Source organism: Photorhabdus thracensis, from assembly GCF_001010285.1.
Taxonomy (GTDB): Bacteria; Pseudomonadota; Gammaproteobacteria; order Enterobacterales; family Enterobacteriaceae; genus Photorhabdus; species Photorhabdus temperata.
Genome location: NZ_CP011104.1, coordinates 1,586,894 through 1,605,038 on the forward strand (window position 1 = coordinate 1,586,894; position 18,145 = coordinate 1,605,038).

Consider the following 18,145-nt stretch of genomic DNA (forward strand, 5'->3'; position numbering starts at 1 on the left):
ATTGATTTTACGAACCAGATGATTATGAAAAATAAGATTTTCAAGCGAATCCTTTTCAAAAAGAAAAGTTTTTAGAGGGGTATTCTTAACATGGCGGCAAGCTCCGTTTAGTGAACGGAACTTAATTAACACAAAGTGCCGGATAAATAACCAGCACTTCGTCAGTCATCTGAGCGCCAATAGCGCTCAATTATAACTGAGCAATCAAACCTGATACATTTTGCATAAATAGCGGGAAACAGCATCATCTGCATTTGAACCAATCACATCCATATCCGGCAAAATATCTCTCAGGCGTTGGTGAGCATCCCGCATAATGCAGCCCTTACCAGCCATCGTCAGCATTTCCATATCGTTCATTCCATCACCAAAAGCTATGCAATCACTGAGTTTATAGCCCATAGATTTAGCTACCTGTTCAAGGGCATGACCTTTGGAAACGCCACCAGCCATGACCTCCAGACAATTACGTAACGAGAAACTGACATTCACCCTGTCGCCCCAACGTGCGTTGATTGCCTCCTCCAATATGAGCAATAGATCATGATCTTCACAGGTAAAATAAACTTTACACACACCATCAGTCTTAAAATTATCACGCTCAAAAAGCCGATAATGAAATATTGACTCCTGGAAAAATTCGTCCTGCTCAGGGCTTTCACGATTCATATACCAATCATCATGACGGTAATAATTGGTCAGAATATCAGGGTTATCAAACTCCATCAGACACAAGTCATGCACAATATCAGGATCAACATTGTGGCTGAAAACCAGTTCACCCGCGGTATTATGTACCCTGGCTCCATTGGAGGTGATCATATAGGCATCAATACCAAGCCCATCGCGGATTTGGGAAACATCCACGTGATGACGGCCGGTAGCAAAAATAAAATGGATGCCTTTGTTTGTAAGTAGATTAAGAGTTTCCTTGGTGTAAGACGTTAATTTGTGATCAGGAGACAGCAAAGTACCGTCTAAATCTGAAGCAACAATGTGATACATAGTTATCGTTCCTAATAATTGAATCAATTCTGGTCAAAAAAGTCACAAGCAGGTCTGGGTGGAGTAGTTTTCGTTTACAATATCAAACACCACTGACCGCGCAATCGCTTCATATTTCAGTTGTGTTTTGAGCATCGCCCAGCCCGCGTCTAACACGCTCTTTGCCAGTCTAGTTTTGGCTAACTGGCTGCTGCTCACGTTGCCTACAAGTTAGCAAAAGCAGAAAACTGTATCTCACGATTAAGCCAGCTCTCTTTCAACATTTCGGGCTTCATAAATCATCTCCAAGCTATTCACACTCCTCCAGATGTTTACAGATCAAAGCCATAAAAACGCTACCAAAACGTTCTAGTTTTCGTTGTCCTACCCCGTTGATTAATAACATTTCTTCAGCCGTAACCGGGCATTGCTCTGACATTTCAATCAGCGTAACATCGTTAAATACAACAAAAGGCGGGATATTATCTTCGTCAGCAATAGATTTCCGTAATTTACGCAGCTTGGCAAACAATTTGCGATCATAATCGCCACTATATGATTTACTTTGCTGGCTACGCCCTTTCAGGTTCTGTATCCGTGGAACAGCCAGTTTCAGCGGAACTTCACCACGTAATACTGGCCGCGCAGCTTCTGTTAATTGTAATGCTGAATAATTGGCAATGTTTTGACTGATAAAGCCTAAGTGAATAAGCTGCCTCAACACGCTAACCCAGTGCTCCTGGCTTTGATCTTTACCAATGCCGTAAACCGGTAAACGATCATGCCTTATATCGCGGATACGCTGATTATTCGCGCCTCTGAGCACTTCAACAATATAACCGATACCAAAACGCTGACCAACCCGGTAAACACAGGAGAGCGCTTTTTGTGCATCCACCAAGCCATCATAATTTTTCGGTGGATCAAGGCAGATGTCACAGTTGCCGCAGGCGGTTTGTTGGCTTTCACCAAAATAGTTCAATAACACTAGGCGGCGGCAAGTTTGCGCTTCGGCAAAGGCTCCCATCGCATTAAGCTTATGTCGTTCAATATCTTGCTGTGTGTCAGCGGTTTTCTCTTCCAGACAGCGGCGAAGCCATACCATATCAGCCGGATCATAGAACAGCACCGCTTCCGCAGGTAAACCATCACGTCCGGCACGCCCTGTTTCCTGATAATAGGATTCGATATTACGTGGAATATTAAAGTGAACCACGAACCGAACATTGGGTTTATTAATACCCATGCCAAATGCCACGGTCGCTACCACAACCTGTAAATCATCACGTTGAAATGCATCCTGTACCCGGGCGCGTTGGCTATTATCTAACCCGGCATGGTATGGTGCAACACTCAAGCCACGTTTTTGTAAACGTTCAGATATCTCTTCAACTTTATTGCGGCTATTGCAGTAAATGATGCCGCTTTTACCTTTCTGACCACGGATAAATAACCATAATTGATCTAATGGCTTGTATTTTTCTATCAAGGTATAACGGATATTGGGGCGATCAAAACTGCTGATATGAATAAGCGGATTATCGAGATTCAGTAACCGGGCAATATCATTGCGGGTAGTTTCATCAGCGGTCGCCGTCAACGCAATGACAGGTAATGTTGGAAAGCGTTGCCTGAGCTGTCCCAGCGCCCGGTATTCAGGCCGGAAATCATGGCCCCATTGTGAAATACAATGGGCTTCATCCACAGCCAACATAGCAGGTCGCCATTCCAAAAGCTGTTCAAGGAAGTTATCCATCATTAAGCGTTCAGGAGCGATATACAGCAATTTGATCATGCCCTGACGGCAACGCCGGATCACATCCATCTGCTCTTCACGGGCCTGAGTTGAATTCAGACAATCAGCCGCGACACCATTCGCCCTTAGTTGATCCACCTGATCTTTCATTAAAGAGATCAAGGGAGAAACAACCAAGGTTAATCCTTCCTGCACCAGTGCCGGAATTTGGTAACACAATGATTTGCCACCACCCGTCGGCATAATGACCAGACAATCACGCCCCTCAAGAATGGTATTGATGACTTGTTGCTGACCAGGACGGAATTGCTGATAACCAAAGGTTTCCCGCAATACTTGCTCTGCCAGTGATATCGTATTGATGACTTCTGCGGTAGACACGCTTTTCCTCGACCATTAAAAAATCGCAGACGCCTTAAGCATCTGGCATTATGTTATCTTACTCTCGCAATAATTACTGCAACAACAAGCCCGCTACATGATAAACACGGTTGTTATTTATAAAGCGTCAAAAAGGCAACACAGATTATTTTACACTCGAACTTTAATTTTGCTCAGATTGTTTCTCGAGACGCCTCGCAAACTGGTAAGGTTGGCAATAAAAGCATAACATTAACAATTCATTAACTATATAAAGTGGTATTAATAACACGTACTTTTATTTGGGGATAAATTAAATGTCGATAACGCAAGTGACTCTGGAGGAAGCCCGCCAGCTAATTGGTAATTTTTTTATTTACCATATGCCTTTTAACCAGATATTAGGGCTTGAGCTGCTCCGGTTTGAACAGGATTACGCAGAAATACAGTTCCATAATCAAAGTAAGCTGGTAGGAAATACCGCACAGAAGATTTTACATGGCGGTGTGATTGCATCAGTGCTGGATGTCTGTGCCGGATTGGTCTGTGTCGGTAATGCCTTAGCCCGTATAACACCCATTCCACGAGAAGAATTAGAAAAGCGATTATCTACAATGGGAACGATTGATTTGCGGGTGGATTATCTACGTCCTGGCCGTGGTGAAGTGTTTACGGCCACCAGCAGTATTATCCGCAATGGAAATAAAGTTTCTGTCGCCAGAGCTGAACTGCATAATGAGCAGAGAGCACATATCGCCAGTGTAACAGCGACTTACCTGGTCGGTTAGTCATATCATTTTAGATATTAATCCCTTGCGTAATATTCAGCCCGGTGACATATTATTTTCATGTTAACGGGCAGAAATCCATTACACTCTTTACACCTTTTTATTTACATTAGGACAACATGAATAAGCCACAAACTACCAAAGGCGTTCTGTACGCCTTCGGTGCCTGCTTTATTTGGGGAATCGCCCCAGTTTATTTTAAGTACATTCAGCAAGTACCTGCCGACGAAATCCTGACGCATCGTATTATCTGGTCATTTTTCTTTATGTTGCTGCTGCTAACCGTGACGCGTCACTGGTCACAGGTATCCAACGTTTTTCGTCAACCTAAAAAAGTACTGCTACTGGCAGTGACGGCGACCATTGTTGCCTGTAACTGGCTGATTTATATCTGGGCAGTGAACCACGGTCATATGCTGGAAGCCAGCCTGGGTTATTTCATTAGTCCACTGGTTAACGTTTTGTTTGGTATGCTGTTTCTGAGTGAACGTTTCCGCCGGATGCAGTGGGCTGCCGTTGCGCTGGCCTTCACTGGCGTGTTAATCCAGTTATGGCAATTTGGTTCTGTCCCCATTATTGGGTTAAGTCTGGCCGTCACTTTCGCTCTGTATGCCCTGCTTCGTAAGAAGATGAATGTTGATGCTCAAACGGGTATGACGATTGAAACACTGTGGTTACTGCCGGTTGCAGCTATTTACCTGTTTGGGTTTGCCAACACCCCAACCAGCGATTTAAGCACCAACTCAACGACACTGAATTTACTGCTGGTTGCCGCAGGCATTATCACCACGGTTCCATTACTGTTATACACGGAAGCCGCTGCCCATTTGCGTCTATCTACGCTGGGTTTCTTCCAGTATGTCGGCCCAACGTTGATGTTCTTACTGGCAATACTGGTCTATGGCGAGCAAATAGGTACAGACCGCCTGATTACTTTTGGCTTTATCTGGGCAGCATTAGTGCTGTTTACACTGGATGCGCTTTATACACAGCGCAGGTCGAAAAAATAACAGAATCAGTTTACGACATGGAAATAACCATCAGACTGGCTGAAATTGCAGAACAAGCTGCCCTTGAAGCACTCCAGTTACGTGCATCTCTCATGTGGGAAGAAGATCGGGAATTATTATTAGCCAATCCCCACACGATAGAACTCCCGATAGAACATATTGAAGTGGGGTATGTTTATATTGCGGAACAAGCTGGCGTCATTTTGGGTTTCAGTGTTGTATTACCACAATCTGATGGAGATGCTGAACTTGATGGATTATTTGTTGAACCCACTGTCTGGCATCAAGGTGTTGGCAGACAGTTATTGAAAACAGTACTGAATAACGTTCATACAGAAGGAGGAACATCATTGCGGGTGCTGGCTAATCCTCAAGCCGAAGGGTTTTATATTGCTCTTGGTTTTGAACGTTTAGGGGAAAAACGCGCTCAATTAGGGACAGCAATTTTTATGATAAAAGGAGTACACAATGAAAGTAAGATATAGAGTAAATTAATCATGCCTTAGTATCTCCATTAATTACATGTTCAGTCAAAAACGCATACCTAAGGCACCTTAGGCTACTTAACCTCAGCTCTGCTTAAGAACAAAGATTTCAGAAGCACGTAGATTCAGACTCGGTCTTATCGCTTGGAATGTAAATGTGCTGATTCTATGCGTTTCGTGCATTAACTCAAGTATTTTTATGCCGATAACGTATCAACAGTAAGTTTGTCAGACATTTGTTCAAGCTCAGTCCGGTGATTTTCATCACCTTTCACGGTCGATACTTATACTTCGGGGACTGTTCTGCCTGTCGCCGGATAAAACCCTCTGGATCGGCGGTATCTCCCGCCTGTAATAAGTAGTTTAACACGCTTTTTAACTGTTCATCCGTATAGTAATTATACGCCAGCAGTATGACCAACTCTTGCAGCAGCTCCGCCATATCTCGCTGCCGGATATGCTTTTGCACCATTTCCAGTAGCGCGACCCGTTTATGCGTCAGGATTTCATCGTCCGGGATTACCGTCACATCTACCAGCGGGAATTTATTGGTGTCGCAGGCAAGCGAAGTTCAGATTAATCTACGTATTTGAGACTGCTGGCATTCAATAGAGCTATCTGAATAAACCGTAGCAGAAGGTGAAAAATGAAAAAGTCCTAAATTCTATGGATTACAGAATTCAGGACTTATCAATAAGCTAGTTTCTGCGTGCAATCATGTGTAAAACTTTACCCACGGAAGTAACGCGACCAGTGATAACTTTTACTATATATTACAACCAATTCTTCCGCTTAAAGTAAAGATACGGCGCAAGACCCGCCGCGATCATCAGCCCGATCGCACCCGGATAACCGAACGACCAATGAAGCTCCGGCATAAATTCAAAATTCATACCATAACTGGAAGCCACCAGCGTTGGGGGCAGGAATACCACAGATACCACCGAGAAGATTTTGATAATCCGGCTCTGTTCGATATTGATAAAACCCATTGCAGCCTGCATCAAGAAGTTAACTTTCTGAAACAGGGATTCATTGTGTGGCAGCAGAGATTCGATATCCCGCAGAATTTCACGGGCCTGCTCAAGCTGGTCTCCCGGCAGACGGGCACGCCGCACCAGAAAGTTGAGCGCCCGCTGTGTATCCATAAGACACAAACGTACCTTCCAGCCGATATCTTCCTGTTCAGCAAGGCTGGACAGAGCGATATCAAACTCATCCCCCTGCTTCCCTTCCATAATGACCCGGCTCAGGGATTCCAGAACACTGTAAATATTTTCGATAACATCAGCCAACTGTTCGATTTTGGTTTCAAACAGATCCATCAGTACTTCATAGGCATTACCATCAACCAATGTCTGATTACGGGCACGCATACGGTACAATCGGAATGCAGGGAGTTCACGCTCTCGCAATGTATAGAGACGACCATCACGAATGGTAAATGCAACGGTTGCGTTGCCAGCATGGTCTTCCGCGTCTTCAAAGTAGAAGAACGAGTGAACGTGTATCCCGTCTTCATCTTCAAAAAAACGCGCCGACGCCTCAATGTCATCCAATTCCGGTCGGGTTGCCAGAATTTGGCCCAATTCATTTTGAACTTGAAGCCGATCTTGCTCTTCCGGTTCGACCAAATCTACCCACAAGGAGTCAGATAACTTTTCTCCCTCTTCAAACTCAAGACGGAGCAGGCGATTATTCTCTAACTTAAATGCGCTCAGCATGTATCATAAGTCTCCTTTACTCCCTACGTGATCGTAAGGCGCGAATGTTACGCTTAGAGGAAAAAGCCTGTCAACATTCAACCTGGATATTATTTTCAGACCGTTTCAAGCCGGGCATAAGCAGCAACCAGCCACTTAATCCCTTCCCCATGAAACGCAATTTGCAGCCGGCTATGTTCACCACTCCCCTCCATATTGACAATGGTTCCTTCACCAAATTTAGGATGACGAACACGTTGTCCAAGGGCATAACCGCTATCATTGGCACTGACTGGCGTACCTAACCGACTATGGTTGACTGGACGAGATACTGTCGCACGTAACCGGACTTCTTCAATACATTCTGGCGGCAGTTCCCTAATAAAGCGAGATGGCCGATGATAAACTTCTTTACCATATAAACGGCGGCTTTCTGCATAAGTGATTGTCAGCTTGTCCATTGCACGTGTCAGGCCAACATAAGCCAGTCGACGCTCCTCTTCCAGACGCCCGCCTTCTTCAATCGACATCTGACTTGGGAACATGCCTTCTTCCATTCCAACAATAAATACCTGTGGGAATTCCAACCCTTTGGCTGAATGCAATGTCATCAGTTGCACAGAATCCTGATAAGCATCAGCCTGACCTTCTCCAGATTCTAGCGCTGCATGAGAAAGAAATGCCTGTAATGGCATCAGATCTTCGTCCTCATCCTGATAACTGAACTGGCGGGTCGCAGTGACGAGTTCCTCAAGGTTTTCAATACGTGCCTGGGCTTTTTCACCTTTTTCCTGCTGGTACATCGCACGCAGGCCAGAATCGCGGATAACTCTGTCAGTCTGCACATGTAACGGCATATCACCAGTTTCTGTCGATAGTGCTTCTATCAGTTCAATAAAACGCTGTAAGGAAGAAGCGGCCCGACCCGCCAGCACTTTCTCCTGAAGCAATATTTGACAGCACTCCCACAACGTCTCCTGCCGTTCACGGGCAGCCTGGCGCACTATATCCAACGTTCTGTCACCGATGCCACGGGTAGGTGTATTCACCACCCGTTCAAACGCCGCATCATCATTACGGTTAGCAATCAAGCGCAGGTAAGCTAACGCATCTTTAATTTCCTGACGTTCAAAGAACCGCTGACCACCATAAATACGATACGGCATTGATGCCTGTAACAACGCTTCTTCCAGTACACGGGACTGGGCATTGCTGCGGTAAAGTATGGCGCAGCTTTTCAGTGCACCGCCATTTTCAAGCCAGCTTTTAATCCGACTAACCACATAACGGGCTTCATCAAGCTCATTAAATGCACAATACAGGGAAATCGGTTCACCTTCTACACCGTCAGTCCACAAATTCTTGCCCAGGCGATCACTGTTATTGGCAATCAGTGTATTGGCAACTTTCAGAATATTACTGGTGGAACGGTAATTTTGCTCCAAACGGATAGTTTCTGCGCCGGAGAAGTCTTTCAGGAAACGCTGAATATTCTCAACCTGTGCCCCACGCCAGCCATAAATAGATTGATCATCATCCCCGACAATCATCACTTTACCCGTTTCCCCCGCCAACAGGTGGATCCAGGCATATTGAATGCTGTTGGTGTCCTGAAACTCGTCTACCAGAATATTGGTAAAGCGGCCACGGTAATGTTGCAGGATCTGCGGTTTATTCAGCCACAGTTCATGAGCTCGCAGCAGCAGCTCTGCAAAGTCTACCAATCCCGCGCGATCACACGCCTCTTGGTAAGCCTGATAAATTTTCTGCCACGTCGCCTCAACAGGGTTGCCATAACTTTCAATATGCTGTGGCCGTAACCCTTCATCTTTTTTACCATTGATGTACCACATACCCTGACGAGCCGGCCATTGTTTATCATCCAGATTCATCGCCTTGATAATGCGTTTGAGCAGACGATGCTGATCTTCGCTATCAAGAATCTGAAAATCCTGCGGCAAATTGGCATCCAAATGATGCGCCCGTAGCAAACGATGAGCCAGACCGTGAAACGTACCAATCCACATTCCACCCTGGCTAGTACCAATCAGGTTTTCAATCCGGTGGCGCATTTCCGCAGCCGCCTTATTGGTAAAGGTCACGGCCATGATGGAAAATGGCGAAGCATTCTCCACCGACAACAACCAGGCAATCCGGTGTACCAGAACCCGGGTTTTACCACTCCCTGCTCCGGCCAGCACCAACATGTTTGTCCGCGGAGCAGCTACGGCTTCACGTTGTTTGTCATTCAGACTTTCGAGCAGATAGGAGATGTCCATAGTTACCATCAATTGATTAAACAGCGACCACAGCCTGCTGTGTTTTTATACAGAATAATTTCATGATTATATCAATGCTGTCAAAGAAGCCAAATTGTAAATCTCAATGTGCGGCAACAGGCGGCTCTCAATCGTCTGTAATAGTTTTTTATTTTCTGTATTCATCCAGCAAGCCTGCATACCACTACGAAGTGCCCCTTCCACATCAGTATTCAGATCATCACCAATATGCAAAATTTTTCCAAGTGGTAAACCCAAGCGCTCTGCTGCCAGACGGTACATATCACTATGAGGTTTTGCGCGCCCATCAGGGCCAGCTTTCAGCACAAATTTGAAATAAGGAGCAAGACCACAGGCCGCCGGTTCCGCATTACCGTTGGTAATGGCGACCAATGGCATCTGTTCAGCAAGCGCAGCAAGGGTTTTATGTGTTGATTCCGGCACATCAATCCGGCTACGCCAGTGGGAGAAATGGGCCATGATATCATCCGCGCCCCGGCAGGCATCTTCACGACTAAAACCATAATGGCAAAACATCAGCTTTGCAGACTGCCAACGCCACAAGGTCATGTCATGGCAGATTTCAGGATCTTGCTCAAATATCACTTCACGGAAAGCATACAGATCCTGACGATCAAGGTGACTGAACTTAGGATCATATTGCCGTATAAAATTCAGCACCTCTTCTTCCGTCTTATCTAGCACTGGACGATTGTCATAAAGGGTATCATCCAGATCAAATGTCATTGCTGAGACTGGCGCAAGAGGCCGGTAAAAACGCATTACGATTTCCCCCGTTTGGCTCTGGGATGGGCCACATCATACACTTTTGCCAAATGCTGGAAATCCAGATGGGTATAGATTTGTGTGCTGGATAAACTGGCGTGACCAAGCAGTTCCTGAACTGCACGCAAATCACCACTGGATTCCAGAATGTGTGTGGCAAAAGAGTGGCGCAATTTATGCGGATGAATATGGCTGCTCATCCCTTGACGAATTCCCCACTGCGCAAATCGCTTCTGTACATTACGGGTTGATATCCGCCGTCCGCTGTTTGAAATAAAAACCGCATTATCCTCCGGTTCGAACAGTTCCCGCATCTCCAGCCAGCGATTAAGCCATTCAACAGCAGTCTGCCCCAAAGGGATCTTCCGCTCTTTACTGCCTTTACCTGAAACCCATACTTCCCCGCTTTCAAGATCCAGATGCTGGCAATCAAGGCCCACCAGCTCTGACAAACGCAATCCAGCACCATACATTACTTCAAGCATCGTCCGGTCACGCGCTGATAATGGATCATTGAAATTGATGTTCAGCAGTTGATCCACTTCATCCACATCAATATTTTTCGGTAAATGTCGCTTGGTTCCCGGCGTACTGATGGTCTTTGCCGGATTAACAGCAATCTCGCCCTGAGTTACCTGCCAATCAAGGAAACTACGCAGAGAAGATAAGCGCAAAGCCAGGTTAGCCGACTGTAAGCCAGCACGACGGCTACGTGTTACCAACATTCTGATTTTCGCAGGATCAAGATCTTTCCATTGCCTGATACCTATTTCTAAAACCATCCCAGCTAATGTCGAAAGCTGGCGACGGTAATTAGTGATAGTCACCGGACTTAGCCGGCGCTCGACCCTGAGATACCGCAAAAATGCCTCAACCGGCTCCAGTAACAGCTCAATTCCCTGCGTCATATCTGTTTAATCCAACGAGACAGTATATCCGGCAGTAATTTAGCCAGATGATCAAGTATGTCAGTTCCCATGCCGTCTTGATAATGCTGATAATTACGACTGTTAAATATCATCATACCCAGCTCTCCCCGAGTTCCCAGCAGAGATATAGCAACCGAACCGACATGACGAACCTGTGGTAACAACAATAAAATTTCCGGCCCGTTCAACATACCGAGATAGTGGTCACTATTACCAAAACGATGAATACGGATTGGCTCAAAAGCATTGCGGGAAAGCGCTAAATCAGACGCATTAAGCGGTGCACCAATATGCCATTTATCACTGAAAAGACGGATATTAGCGCTATTTAACCCCAGATTCTTAGCCCATGAATTCAATCGACTAAGCATATCTTGCAAACTCTCTGCCGCCGCTAAATCAACAAGCAGTTTAAGCAACTGCTCGAAAAGTTGCTCATTCACTCTAGCCTGTTCCATTAGCAGGGTTATATTTTCTTCCAGATAAGTAATGTGTGTTCTCTGGCGATTCATATACCATTCAACCAGAGAAACCGTCTCTCTTATCGGGTGAGGAACCCGTATCTGTTCAACGACACGTGCATTGCGGATAAAGAAATTGGGGTTTTCCAACAAATAATCCACAACAGTTTGATCATTGAGTGTACCAGCGATGTTTAACTGCTCTTCTTTTTTCTCCATCTTCCGATGCCCCGCAGTTCAAAACAAAATCGATTACAGATGAATTGTGCCATCATAAACATGCGTCGCCGGCCCAGTCATATAGAGAGGTTTGCCCGGCCCTTCCCAACAGATAAACAGTGAACCTCCCGGCAAGTCTACCTGAACATGACTGTCGAGCAGTTGCTGTTGAATGCCGACGGCTACCGCTGCACAAGCACCACTGCCACAAGCCTGAGTTTCCCCAACACCACGTTCATAAACCCGTAAGCAAATATGACCACGGTTTAAAATTTGCATGAAACCAATATTAGCCCGTTCAGGAAATCTTTCATGGCTTTCCAGAGCTGGCCCCAGAATTTCCACTTCAGCAGTTTCCACATCTGCCACCTGAATCACACAATGAGGATTCCCCATGGAAATCACACCACAAAGAACCGTTCTTTCTACCACTCTTAAAATATAGGTTTTTTCTGCCTTTAACGCGCGAAATGGCACAAGATGTGGCTCAAATTCAGGTTCCCCCATATTCACGCAAACCTGATCATCATTGGTAATACTCAATACCATACGTCCCGACTGAGTACTAACTTTAATATCACGCTTATTAATCAATCCCTTAAGGCGGACAAAACGGGCAAAACAACGCGCCCCATTGCCACACTGTGCCACTTCACTGCCATCAGCATTAAAAATGCGATAGTGAAAATCCAAATCCGGATCATAAGGTGCTTCAACAACTAACAGCTGATCGAAGCCCACACCAGTATGCCTGTCAGCCAAACGGCAGATCAGTTCTGGTGAGAAATAAACATTTTGGGTCACAGCATCAACGACCATAAAGTCATTACCAAGACCATGCATTTTGGAGAACTGCATATAATGCTCCACCGTAAGCCGCAGCACGAACTACCAGCTTATTTCGCTTATTTCTGAGCGGTGCTATCCACTTTCTGCCCTTGTTGCACAGTCTTCACGGGAGTCTGAGCCATGGTCGTCGTCTTCTCTGCCGATGGTTGTTCTGGAGGAAAATAGAGCGGGCCTTTTAGTCCACAGCCGGAAAGTATAAATAAAGTTATAATAGCCAGAAACCCGCGTAATTTTTTCTTCATTGCATTAATGCCTGTAATTCATACGTCAATATTCTCTATAATCGCAGTTAGGCCCCGAAAAGCAAATAGGAATTGAAGATGAACGACAGTGAATTTCATCAGTTAGCTGACCAACTGATGCTTTATATCGAAGAGCAACTGGATAATTATGATGGCAATGCTGATATCGACTGTGAAACCAATGGCGGTGTCATGACCCTGAGCTTTGATAATGACAGCAAAATTATTATCAATCGTCAGGAACCTTTCCATCAAATCTGGCTGGCAACCAAAAACGGTGGTTACCATTTTGACTATAAAGAGGGTCAGTGGATTTGTGACCGTAGCAATGGCAATTTCCTGACCATGTTGGCGCGATCCATCACAGAACAGAGTGGTGAACTGTTCAATTTTTATTGATTGAACCTACCCCGCGCAGCGGGGTAAATCAGTAATGCGACACAGAACGATAAAGTTCCGGCTGCTCTTCTCCGCCAGTTTCCCCATCATTAGTCACACACAAATGTGAAAAAGAGGATCCACTGAATGGAATAACCTGAATTTGGTCCTCCATTTGCACAATTTGATAAAACTGTGGCAGGTTAAAGTTGATAAAACTTGATCCGTAAGTAAACCGATCATGCGATGAAGAGTAAAACCGACTGACGTCGCGCACCAGCTCTTCCTTACTCCCCTCACAATGAGAGTAAATTTCCACCCGATTGGTTTCATCCAAGATATAAATATTAAAGCTCTTATTATCTTGAGTGTTTTCGAAGAAAAATTGGATGATACCCTCGCTGGCAAAGCCATCAACCACAGCAGGCAAATGTGTCTCTTTGGTATTAATTTTCACCGGCAACCCATGCAATTTGTTATTCGAAATTGCCCCGTAGAATTCTACGGCATTCTCCAATTTCTGCACAGATACGTTAAGCCGTTCAAAGAAAAGCCCCCAAGTCTGACCCGCAATGCGCAGTGCTTTAAAACGGCCCGGATCCTGGCGATTGCTGGATAAACGCAACTCAATACATTCAGATACCAGTTGCTGGATTCGGGTTCGGATAAGCCCGCGTAAATGATCGCTGTAACAGAATACTTCAACAGCCGCCGGCGGTGCAGCATCTTGATGCATTTTACCCAATATGGTTTTCAATGCTTCCAAAACAGATTGCTCGCCACTAAAATGTAACGTTCTCACTTCATTCCATGAATTGCGGTAAAGCAAGTCGATGCTTCCCACCAAACACTGTTGCGATTCTCCGAAACTGAATACATCAAGCTTACGGAAATCAAAATGCACAACTTGATTAGAAAACGCCGCGGTCGGATCTTTCTCCAGATTAACAATAATCGCCAAGTGGCGGATTTCACACGGACTATAGAGCGCTTTTGGTGTCGGTGCGGGCAAACGGATAGGAAAATGAAGGGAAATATCGTTAATCAATTCATGCAACTTCAGTTCATCACACTGGGCTTCACCATTATGAATATGAATACAGGACTTTTCTGTCAATAAGCCGTTAAAATAGGTCCACGACACCAGTTTATTGAGGTAACGATTATATTCCAGAGGCTGATGGCCGATAATTGATTCAATTATCGGTGCCTGATTGTAAAGATACCAGCCGCTGCGATTTGCTCGTCCTTGAGGCACATAAATAAATGTTAAATGTTTCTCTGACAGGTCCGGTGAAATCTGTGGATTAACCAGCGTCACCTTACCCGGCAACGCTTCAAATGCAGCGTAGAGTTTACGGGTCAGCACACCAATATCCTGTGGGCTGGCACTGACACTCAGATTATTACGGCGGGCAAAACGGATAAGGTTACGGTAACTCTGCATCATGGTATCAAGCAGTTCATTATGGGCATCACGAACCTGTGCAATTTTCCATGAGTTGCGGTTATCCAAAATTCCCAACCGCTCTGTATCCCACTTCCACTCATATACCAACTGAGTCAAAACCTGACGTCGCCAACCGGTACAACCTTCATCATCCTGGTTTAGAGAGAGCTTTTCACAAACTTTTAAATAGAAGCATCGACGTATTAAATCTAAGCGAGTCGTATCATTAATTTCTATCAGATAGCGGGTAACACGCTCAAGCATCATGCTGTATGCATCAAGGCCAAATGAAACTATTTCACCCGCATGCAGACGCTGTTTCATCTCCATTGCCAGTAACTTACCATTGGGATATTCCCAGGAATATGCCTCCAGCAACAAGCTTTTCAATACGGCTTTATAAGGTGAGTCGATACTTTTGTAGAGTTGCCATAAGCTAGCACCAAAGTATTCTTCAGCAGACAGTTCACCTAATCCACCGAGATCAAGCCACTCATTTGGCGTCAAAACACCTTGCGCATAAAGAGATAAAACATATTCGTCATAATGGCGCTCTTCTTCTACAGGCACCATTTCCCATAACAAACGCTTACCTGCCATACGCACAGCAGTACGGTAAAATTCATCAAGTAACAGAATATGCTGAGTAGAACCGCAATCCTCACCGCCAAGACTCCCACTGGCATTATGGCGGAAGCGGTTTTCATCAATAAGAAAAAAATTGACTTCGATGCCAAGCGCTGACGCCCATTGTTCAATAAGCGTACACTTACGTTGCAGCAGGAGGCGCTCATCATTATCAAGCCATGACTGATGACATACCCAAATATCCAAATCAGAACAACTGCTTTGCCCGATTGACGAAGTACTCCCCATTGAGTAAATACCGGTAATAGGAAGCTGACCATTGGCAGGCTGTTCTATGGCGTGTTCTAATTTACTTTCTAAATCATCAAGATAAGATTTTTGTGATTCATCATGCACGAAAAAACATACACCGTAGGGAACATTACCATTAATGTAACCTGGCATCATCGGATGATGATAATGCAATAATACTGGCAGTAAACTGTATACCTGTTTAAATTCCGCACTCATGGCGGTGGAGGCGCGTTCTAACCTGAGTTGGTTTATCGCATCCAGTCTCTGCTTCAGTGTTTCGATATAAAGGTACAAGACGTCTCGCCCGATTGAGTTCCAGTGCCCAGATAAATCCCCCGCTTCCGGCTGTTATAACTTAATGGAATTATTTAGAATGATTTTTACCAATTTATTACCGGAAACGTGATCAATTTAACATCTTGTAGATAAACCGTAAAGTCAGTAAAGCAATTGAATTGCGATGTGACACCCGTTGAAAAACTAAATAACATATTGTTATATATATGAATAATCAGAAAAACCACACTTTTTATACTTTCTTTTATGAAGGAAATTTTCTCTGCTCATTTTTCAAGTAATGTATCTAATGTTTTTTTATCAGTAGCCTCATAAAAATTACCCATTAGCTATATTTTAATTAGTCATTCTTTTCATTCAAGATTCTCTAATTACAGAAATAATTTACTGGAAAAGTTAACTCATATTTAAATTAATCTACTTATATCGATATAAAATAATTTAAAAATTAAAATTTATTTTATGCCTTAATCTAATCTGCATATTTTCTTCTCAGCCCTTAACTGGAAAAAAAGCTGCTGAAGTGTTAAAACGAGTGCTAGTTTTTCATTTATATGACGGCTGAAAAGCCTGAGAAATACAAACATCCATGTCAACAAAAAACATCCGTATCGCAACCCGTCAAAGCCCTCTGGCTATGTGGCAGGCACTTTATGTTCAACAAAAATTACAGCAACATCACCCAGACCTGGAAGTTCAACTGGTTCCGATGGTAACCCAAGGCGATATCATTCTGGACACCCCTCTGGCAAAAGTGGGCGGCAAGGGGCTATTTGTCAAAGAATTAGAGCTGGCTCTGCTTGAAGACCGGGCCGATATCGCGGTTCATTCAATGAAAGATGTACCGATCTCTTTTCCTGAAGGACTTGGCTTAGTCACTATTTGTGAACGTGATGATCCGCGCGATGCTTTTGTTTCTGCCAAATATAACTCTCTTGATGAACTACCAATAGGCAGCATTGTTGGCACATCTAGTTTACGCCGTCAGTGTCAACTCCGTGAATTACGTCCCGACCTGATTATCCGTGACCTTCGGGGTAATGTCGGCACCCGCCTGAATAAGCTGGATAATGGTCATTACGATGCCATCATTCTCGCTGTTGCAGGATTGAAAAGGTTAAAACTGCATGAACGTATCCGTACGCCATTGTTTGTAGAACAATCATTACCTGCCGTTGGTCAAGGAGCCGTGGGGATTGAATGCCGCCTTGACGACCAGCAAACACAAGCTCTGCTGGCACCATTAAATCATTATGATACAGAAATCTGTGTTCTTGCCGAACGGGCGATGAATACCCGCCTGGAAGGCGGTTGCCAAGTACCAATAGGCAGCTATGCCATCTGGCAGGATGGAAAAATCTGGCTACGGGCATTAGTTGGAGCGCCGGATGGCAGCGTTATTATTCGTGGTGAGAGAACAACCTTACCAAAAGATGCCAGCCAGGCAGGAGTTGAGCTGGCAGAAGAGTTGCTGGAACGGGGAGCGAGAGCAATTCTGGCCGACGTTTATCAAGGAAATCCTCCCACATGAGTATTCTGGTGACACGGCCTTATCCTGTCGGAGAGGAATTAGTCAGAAAGTTACAGGCAGCGGGAAAAACTGCTTTCAGCGCACCTTTAATCAATATTCACCCAGGCTCAGAGCTGCCACAGTTAGCTAAGAAGGTCAATCAACTGAATGCCGGTGATATGGTATTTCTGTTGTCAAAAAATGCAGTTCATTATGCAAATTCACAGTTAAATAAAATTAATCTGTCATGGCCTGACAAGCTGATTTATTATTCTATTGGCAGATCAACCGCACTGGCCTTTCATCAACTGACTGATATAAATATCATCTGGTCATCAGAGGGTGAAACCAGCGAAATCCTGCTGGAACTACCATCATTACATCAGGTTGAAAATAAACAGGCTTTGCTGCTCAGAGGAAATGGAGGACGTGAGGTTATTGCCCGCACGTTGACAGAAAGAGGGGCCTCAGTTAGTTATTGTGAATGCTATCTTCGCCAACCAGTAGACTATCCGGCAGCAGAATTCAGCGCCTATTGGCAAAAATATGGAGTACAGACTTTAATTGTAACCAGTGGCGAAATACTGCAACTGTTATATAACTTAATACCCGAAAGTGATCGGAATGGGTGGTTATTAAATTGCCGCCTTGTTGTGGTAAGCGAGCGTCTCGCACACATCGCCCAGAGCCTGGGCTGGCAAGATGTTAAAGTTGCAAAAAGTGCAGACAACGATGCCTTAATTCAGGCACTAGAATAAACTGACATGGGATGCCCAC

General features: G+C 44.7%; 16 protein-coding genes and 1 pseudogene. 6 read left to right on the forward strand and 11 right to left on the reverse strand.

What is annotated here, in order from left to right:
- Nucleotides 1-204: 204 nt before the first annotated feature.
- Nucleotides 205-1,005, reverse strand: a complete 801-nt coding sequence (gene yigL, locus VY86_RS06420) for a sugar/pyridoxal phosphate phosphatase YigL (protein ID WP_046974344.1) — start codon at nt 1,003-1,005, stop codon at nt 205-207.
- Nucleotides 1,006-1,294: 289 nt separating this feature from the next.
- Nucleotides 1,295-3,121: an ATP-dependent DNA helicase RecQ gene (gene recQ / locus VY86_RS06425; RefSeq protein ID WP_046974345.1), complete on the reverse strand. Its 1,827-nt coding sequence runs from the start codon at nt 3,119-3,121 to the stop codon at nt 1,295-1,297.
- Nucleotides 3,122-3,417: 296 nt separating this feature from the next.
- On the opposite strand from recQ, the gene VY86_RS06430 reads away from it, so the two are divergent.
- The 3 genes from VY86_RS06430 (at nt 3,418) to VY86_RS06440 (ending at nt 5,383) form a co-directional block, all read left to right on the forward strand.
- The gene (locus VY86_RS06430) at nt 3,418-3,888 is read left to right on the forward strand and encodes a thioesterase family protein (protein ID WP_046974346.1); all 471 of its coding nucleotides are present in this window, start codon (nt 3,418-3,420) and stop codon (nt 3,886-3,888) included.
- Nucleotides 3,889-4,007: 119 nt separating this feature from the next.
- Nucleotides 4,008-4,898 carry an EamA family transporter RarD gene (rarD, locus tag VY86_RS06435; RefSeq protein ID WP_046974347.1) on the forward strand — a complete coding sequence of 297 codons (891 nt, stop codon included), beginning with the start codon at nt 4,008-4,010 and terminating at the stop codon, nt 4,896-4,898.
- A gap of 17 nt (nt 4,899-4,915) precedes the next feature.
- Nucleotides 4,916-5,383 (forward strand): GNAT family N-acetyltransferase, encoded by a 468-nt coding sequence (locus tag VY86_RS06440; protein ID WP_046974348.1) that lies wholly within the window; start codon nt 4,916-4,918, stop codon nt 5,381-5,383.
- A 283-nt stretch (nt 5,384-5,666) separates the two neighbouring features.
- Here the strand turns inward: VY86_RS06440 and VY86_RS06445 are convergent.
- The 8 genes and pseudogenes from VY86_RS06445 to lptM all read right to left on the reverse strand — a co-directional run.
- Nucleotides 5,667-5,936: pseudogene (locus VY86_RS06445) on the reverse strand (Rpn family recombination-promoting nuclease/putative transposase); the annotation flags it as partial.
- Between the two features lie 220 nt (nt 5,937-6,156).
- Complete coding sequence (corA, locus tag VY86_RS06450) at nt 6,157-7,107, reverse strand: magnesium/cobalt transporter CorA (RefSeq protein WP_046974350.1); 951 nt, start codon at nt 7,105-7,107, stop codon at nt 6,157-6,159.
- A 95-nt stretch (nt 7,108-7,202) separates the two neighbouring features.
- Nucleotides 7,203-9,365, reverse strand: a complete 2,163-nt coding sequence (gene uvrD / locus VY86_RS06455; protein ID WP_158019920.1) for a DNA helicase II — start codon at nt 9,363-9,365, stop codon at nt 7,203-7,205.
- Nucleotides 9,366-9,431: 66 nt separating this feature from the next.
- On the reverse strand, nt 9,432-10,148 hold the full coding sequence (yigB, locus tag VY86_RS06460; RefSeq protein ID WP_046974352.1) for a 5-amino-6-(5-phospho-D-ribitylamino)uracil phosphatase YigB: 717 nt from the start codon (nt 10,146-10,148) through the stop codon (nt 9,432-9,434).
- A complete protein-coding gene (gene xerC / locus VY86_RS06465) occupies nt 10,148-11,059 on the reverse strand; it encodes a tyrosine recombinase XerC (protein WP_046974353.1) in 912 nt (303 codons plus the stop codon). Before xerC ends, yigB begins: the two co-directional genes overlap by 1 nt.
- Nucleotides 11,056-11,760, reverse strand: coding sequence for a DUF484 domain-containing protein (locus VY86_RS06470; protein WP_046974354.1), 705 nt, complete (start codon nt 11,758-11,760; stop codon nt 11,056-11,058). Before VY86_RS06470 ends, xerC begins: the two co-directional genes overlap by 4 nt.
- 33 nt (nt 11,761-11,793) lie before the next feature.
- A complete protein-coding gene (gene dapF, locus VY86_RS06475) occupies nt 11,794-12,618 on the reverse strand; it encodes a diaminopimelate epimerase (protein WP_046974355.1) in 825 nt (274 codons plus the stop codon).
- Between the two features lie 47 nt (nt 12,619-12,665).
- Nucleotides 12,666-12,851: an LPS translocon maturation chaperone LptM gene (gene lptM / locus VY86_RS06480; RefSeq protein WP_046974356.1), complete on the reverse strand. Its 186-nt coding sequence runs from the start codon at nt 12,849-12,851 to the stop codon at nt 12,666-12,668.
- 78 nt (nt 12,852-12,929) lie between these two features.
- On the opposite strand from lptM, the gene cyaY reads away from it, so the two are divergent.
- The gene (cyaY, locus tag VY86_RS06485; RefSeq protein WP_046974357.1) at nt 12,930-13,250 is read left to right on the forward strand and encodes an iron donor protein CyaY; all 321 of its coding nucleotides are present in this window, start codon (nt 12,930-12,932) and stop codon (nt 13,248-13,250) included.
- Nucleotides 13,251-13,278: 28 nt separating this feature from the next.
- On the opposite strand, the gene VY86_RS06490 is transcribed toward cyaY, so the two are convergent.
- Nucleotides 13,279-15,855: a class I adenylate cyclase gene (locus VY86_RS06490; protein WP_046974358.1), complete on the reverse strand. Its 2,577-nt coding sequence runs from the start codon at nt 15,853-15,855 to the stop codon at nt 13,279-13,281.
- A 592-nt stretch (nt 15,856-16,447) separates the two neighbouring features.
- On the opposite strand from VY86_RS06490, the gene hemC reads away from it, so the two are divergent.
- The gene (gene hemC, locus VY86_RS06495; protein ID WP_046974359.1) at nt 16,448-17,389 is read left to right on the forward strand and encodes a hydroxymethylbilane synthase; all 942 of its coding nucleotides are present in this window, start codon (nt 16,448-16,450) and stop codon (nt 17,387-17,389) included.
- On the forward strand, nt 17,386-18,126 hold the full coding sequence (gene hemD / locus VY86_RS06500; RefSeq protein ID WP_046974360.1) for a uroporphyrinogen-III synthase: 741 nt from the start codon (nt 17,386-17,388) through the stop codon (nt 18,124-18,126). The genes hemC and hemD overlap by 4 nt, the downstream gene beginning before the upstream one ends.
- Nucleotides 18,127-18,145 lie beyond the last annotated feature (19 nt).

What these genes read in the sequence shown, in the direction of transcription:
- hemD (WP_046974360.1), top strand. Translation starts at nt 17,386, where the DNA reads ATGAGTATTCTGGTGACACGGCCTTATCCTGTCGGAGAGGAATTAGTC.
- cyaY (WP_046974357.1), top strand. Translation starts at nt 12,930, where the DNA reads ATGAACGACAGTGAATTTCATCAGTTAGCTGACCAACTGATGCTTTAT.
- hemC (WP_046974359.1), top strand. Translation starts at nt 16,448, where the DNA reads ATGTCAACAAAAAACATCCGTATCGCAACCCGTCAAAGCCCTCTGGCT.
- xerC (WP_046974353.1), bottom strand. Translation starts at nt 11,059, where the DNA reads ATGACGCAGGGAATTGAGCTGTTACTGGAGCCGGTTGAGGCATTTTTG.
- yigL (WP_046974344.1), bottom strand. Translation starts at nt 1,005, where the DNA reads ATGTATCACATTGTTGCTTCAGATTTAGACGGTACTTTGCTGTCTCCT.
- lptM (WP_046974356.1), bottom strand. Translation starts at nt 12,851, where the DNA reads ATGAAGAAAAAATTACGCGGGTTTCTGGCTATTATAACTTTATTTATA.
- uvrD (WP_158019920.1), bottom strand. Translation starts at nt 9,365, where the DNA reads ATGGACATCTCCTATCTGCTCGAAAGTCTGAATGACAAACAACGTGAA.
- dapF (WP_046974355.1), bottom strand. Translation starts at nt 12,618, where the DNA reads ATGCAGTTCTCCAAAATGCATGGTCTTGGTAATGACTTTATGGTCGTT.
- VY86_RS06430 (WP_046974346.1), top strand. Translation starts at nt 3,418, where the DNA reads ATGTCGATAACGCAAGTGACTCTGGAGGAAGCCCGCCAGCTAATTGGT.
- yigB (WP_046974352.1), bottom strand. Translation starts at nt 10,148, where the DNA reads ATGCGTTTTTACCGGCCTCTTGCGCCAGTCTCAGCAATGACATTTGAT.
- rarD (WP_046974347.1), top strand. Translation starts at nt 4,008, where the DNA reads ATGAATAAGCCACAAACTACCAAAGGCGTTCTGTACGCCTTCGGTGCC.
- VY86_RS06470 (WP_046974354.1), bottom strand. Translation starts at nt 11,760, where the DNA reads ATGGAGAAAAAAGAAGAGCAGTTAAACATCGCTGGTACACTCAATGAT.
- VY86_RS06440 (WP_046974348.1), top strand. Translation starts at nt 4,916, where the DNA reads ATGGAAATAACCATCAGACTGGCTGAAATTGCAGAACAAGCTGCCCTT.
- corA (WP_046974350.1), bottom strand. Translation starts at nt 7,107, where the DNA reads ATGCTGAGCGCATTTAAGTTAGAGAATAATCGCCTGCTCCGTCTTGAG.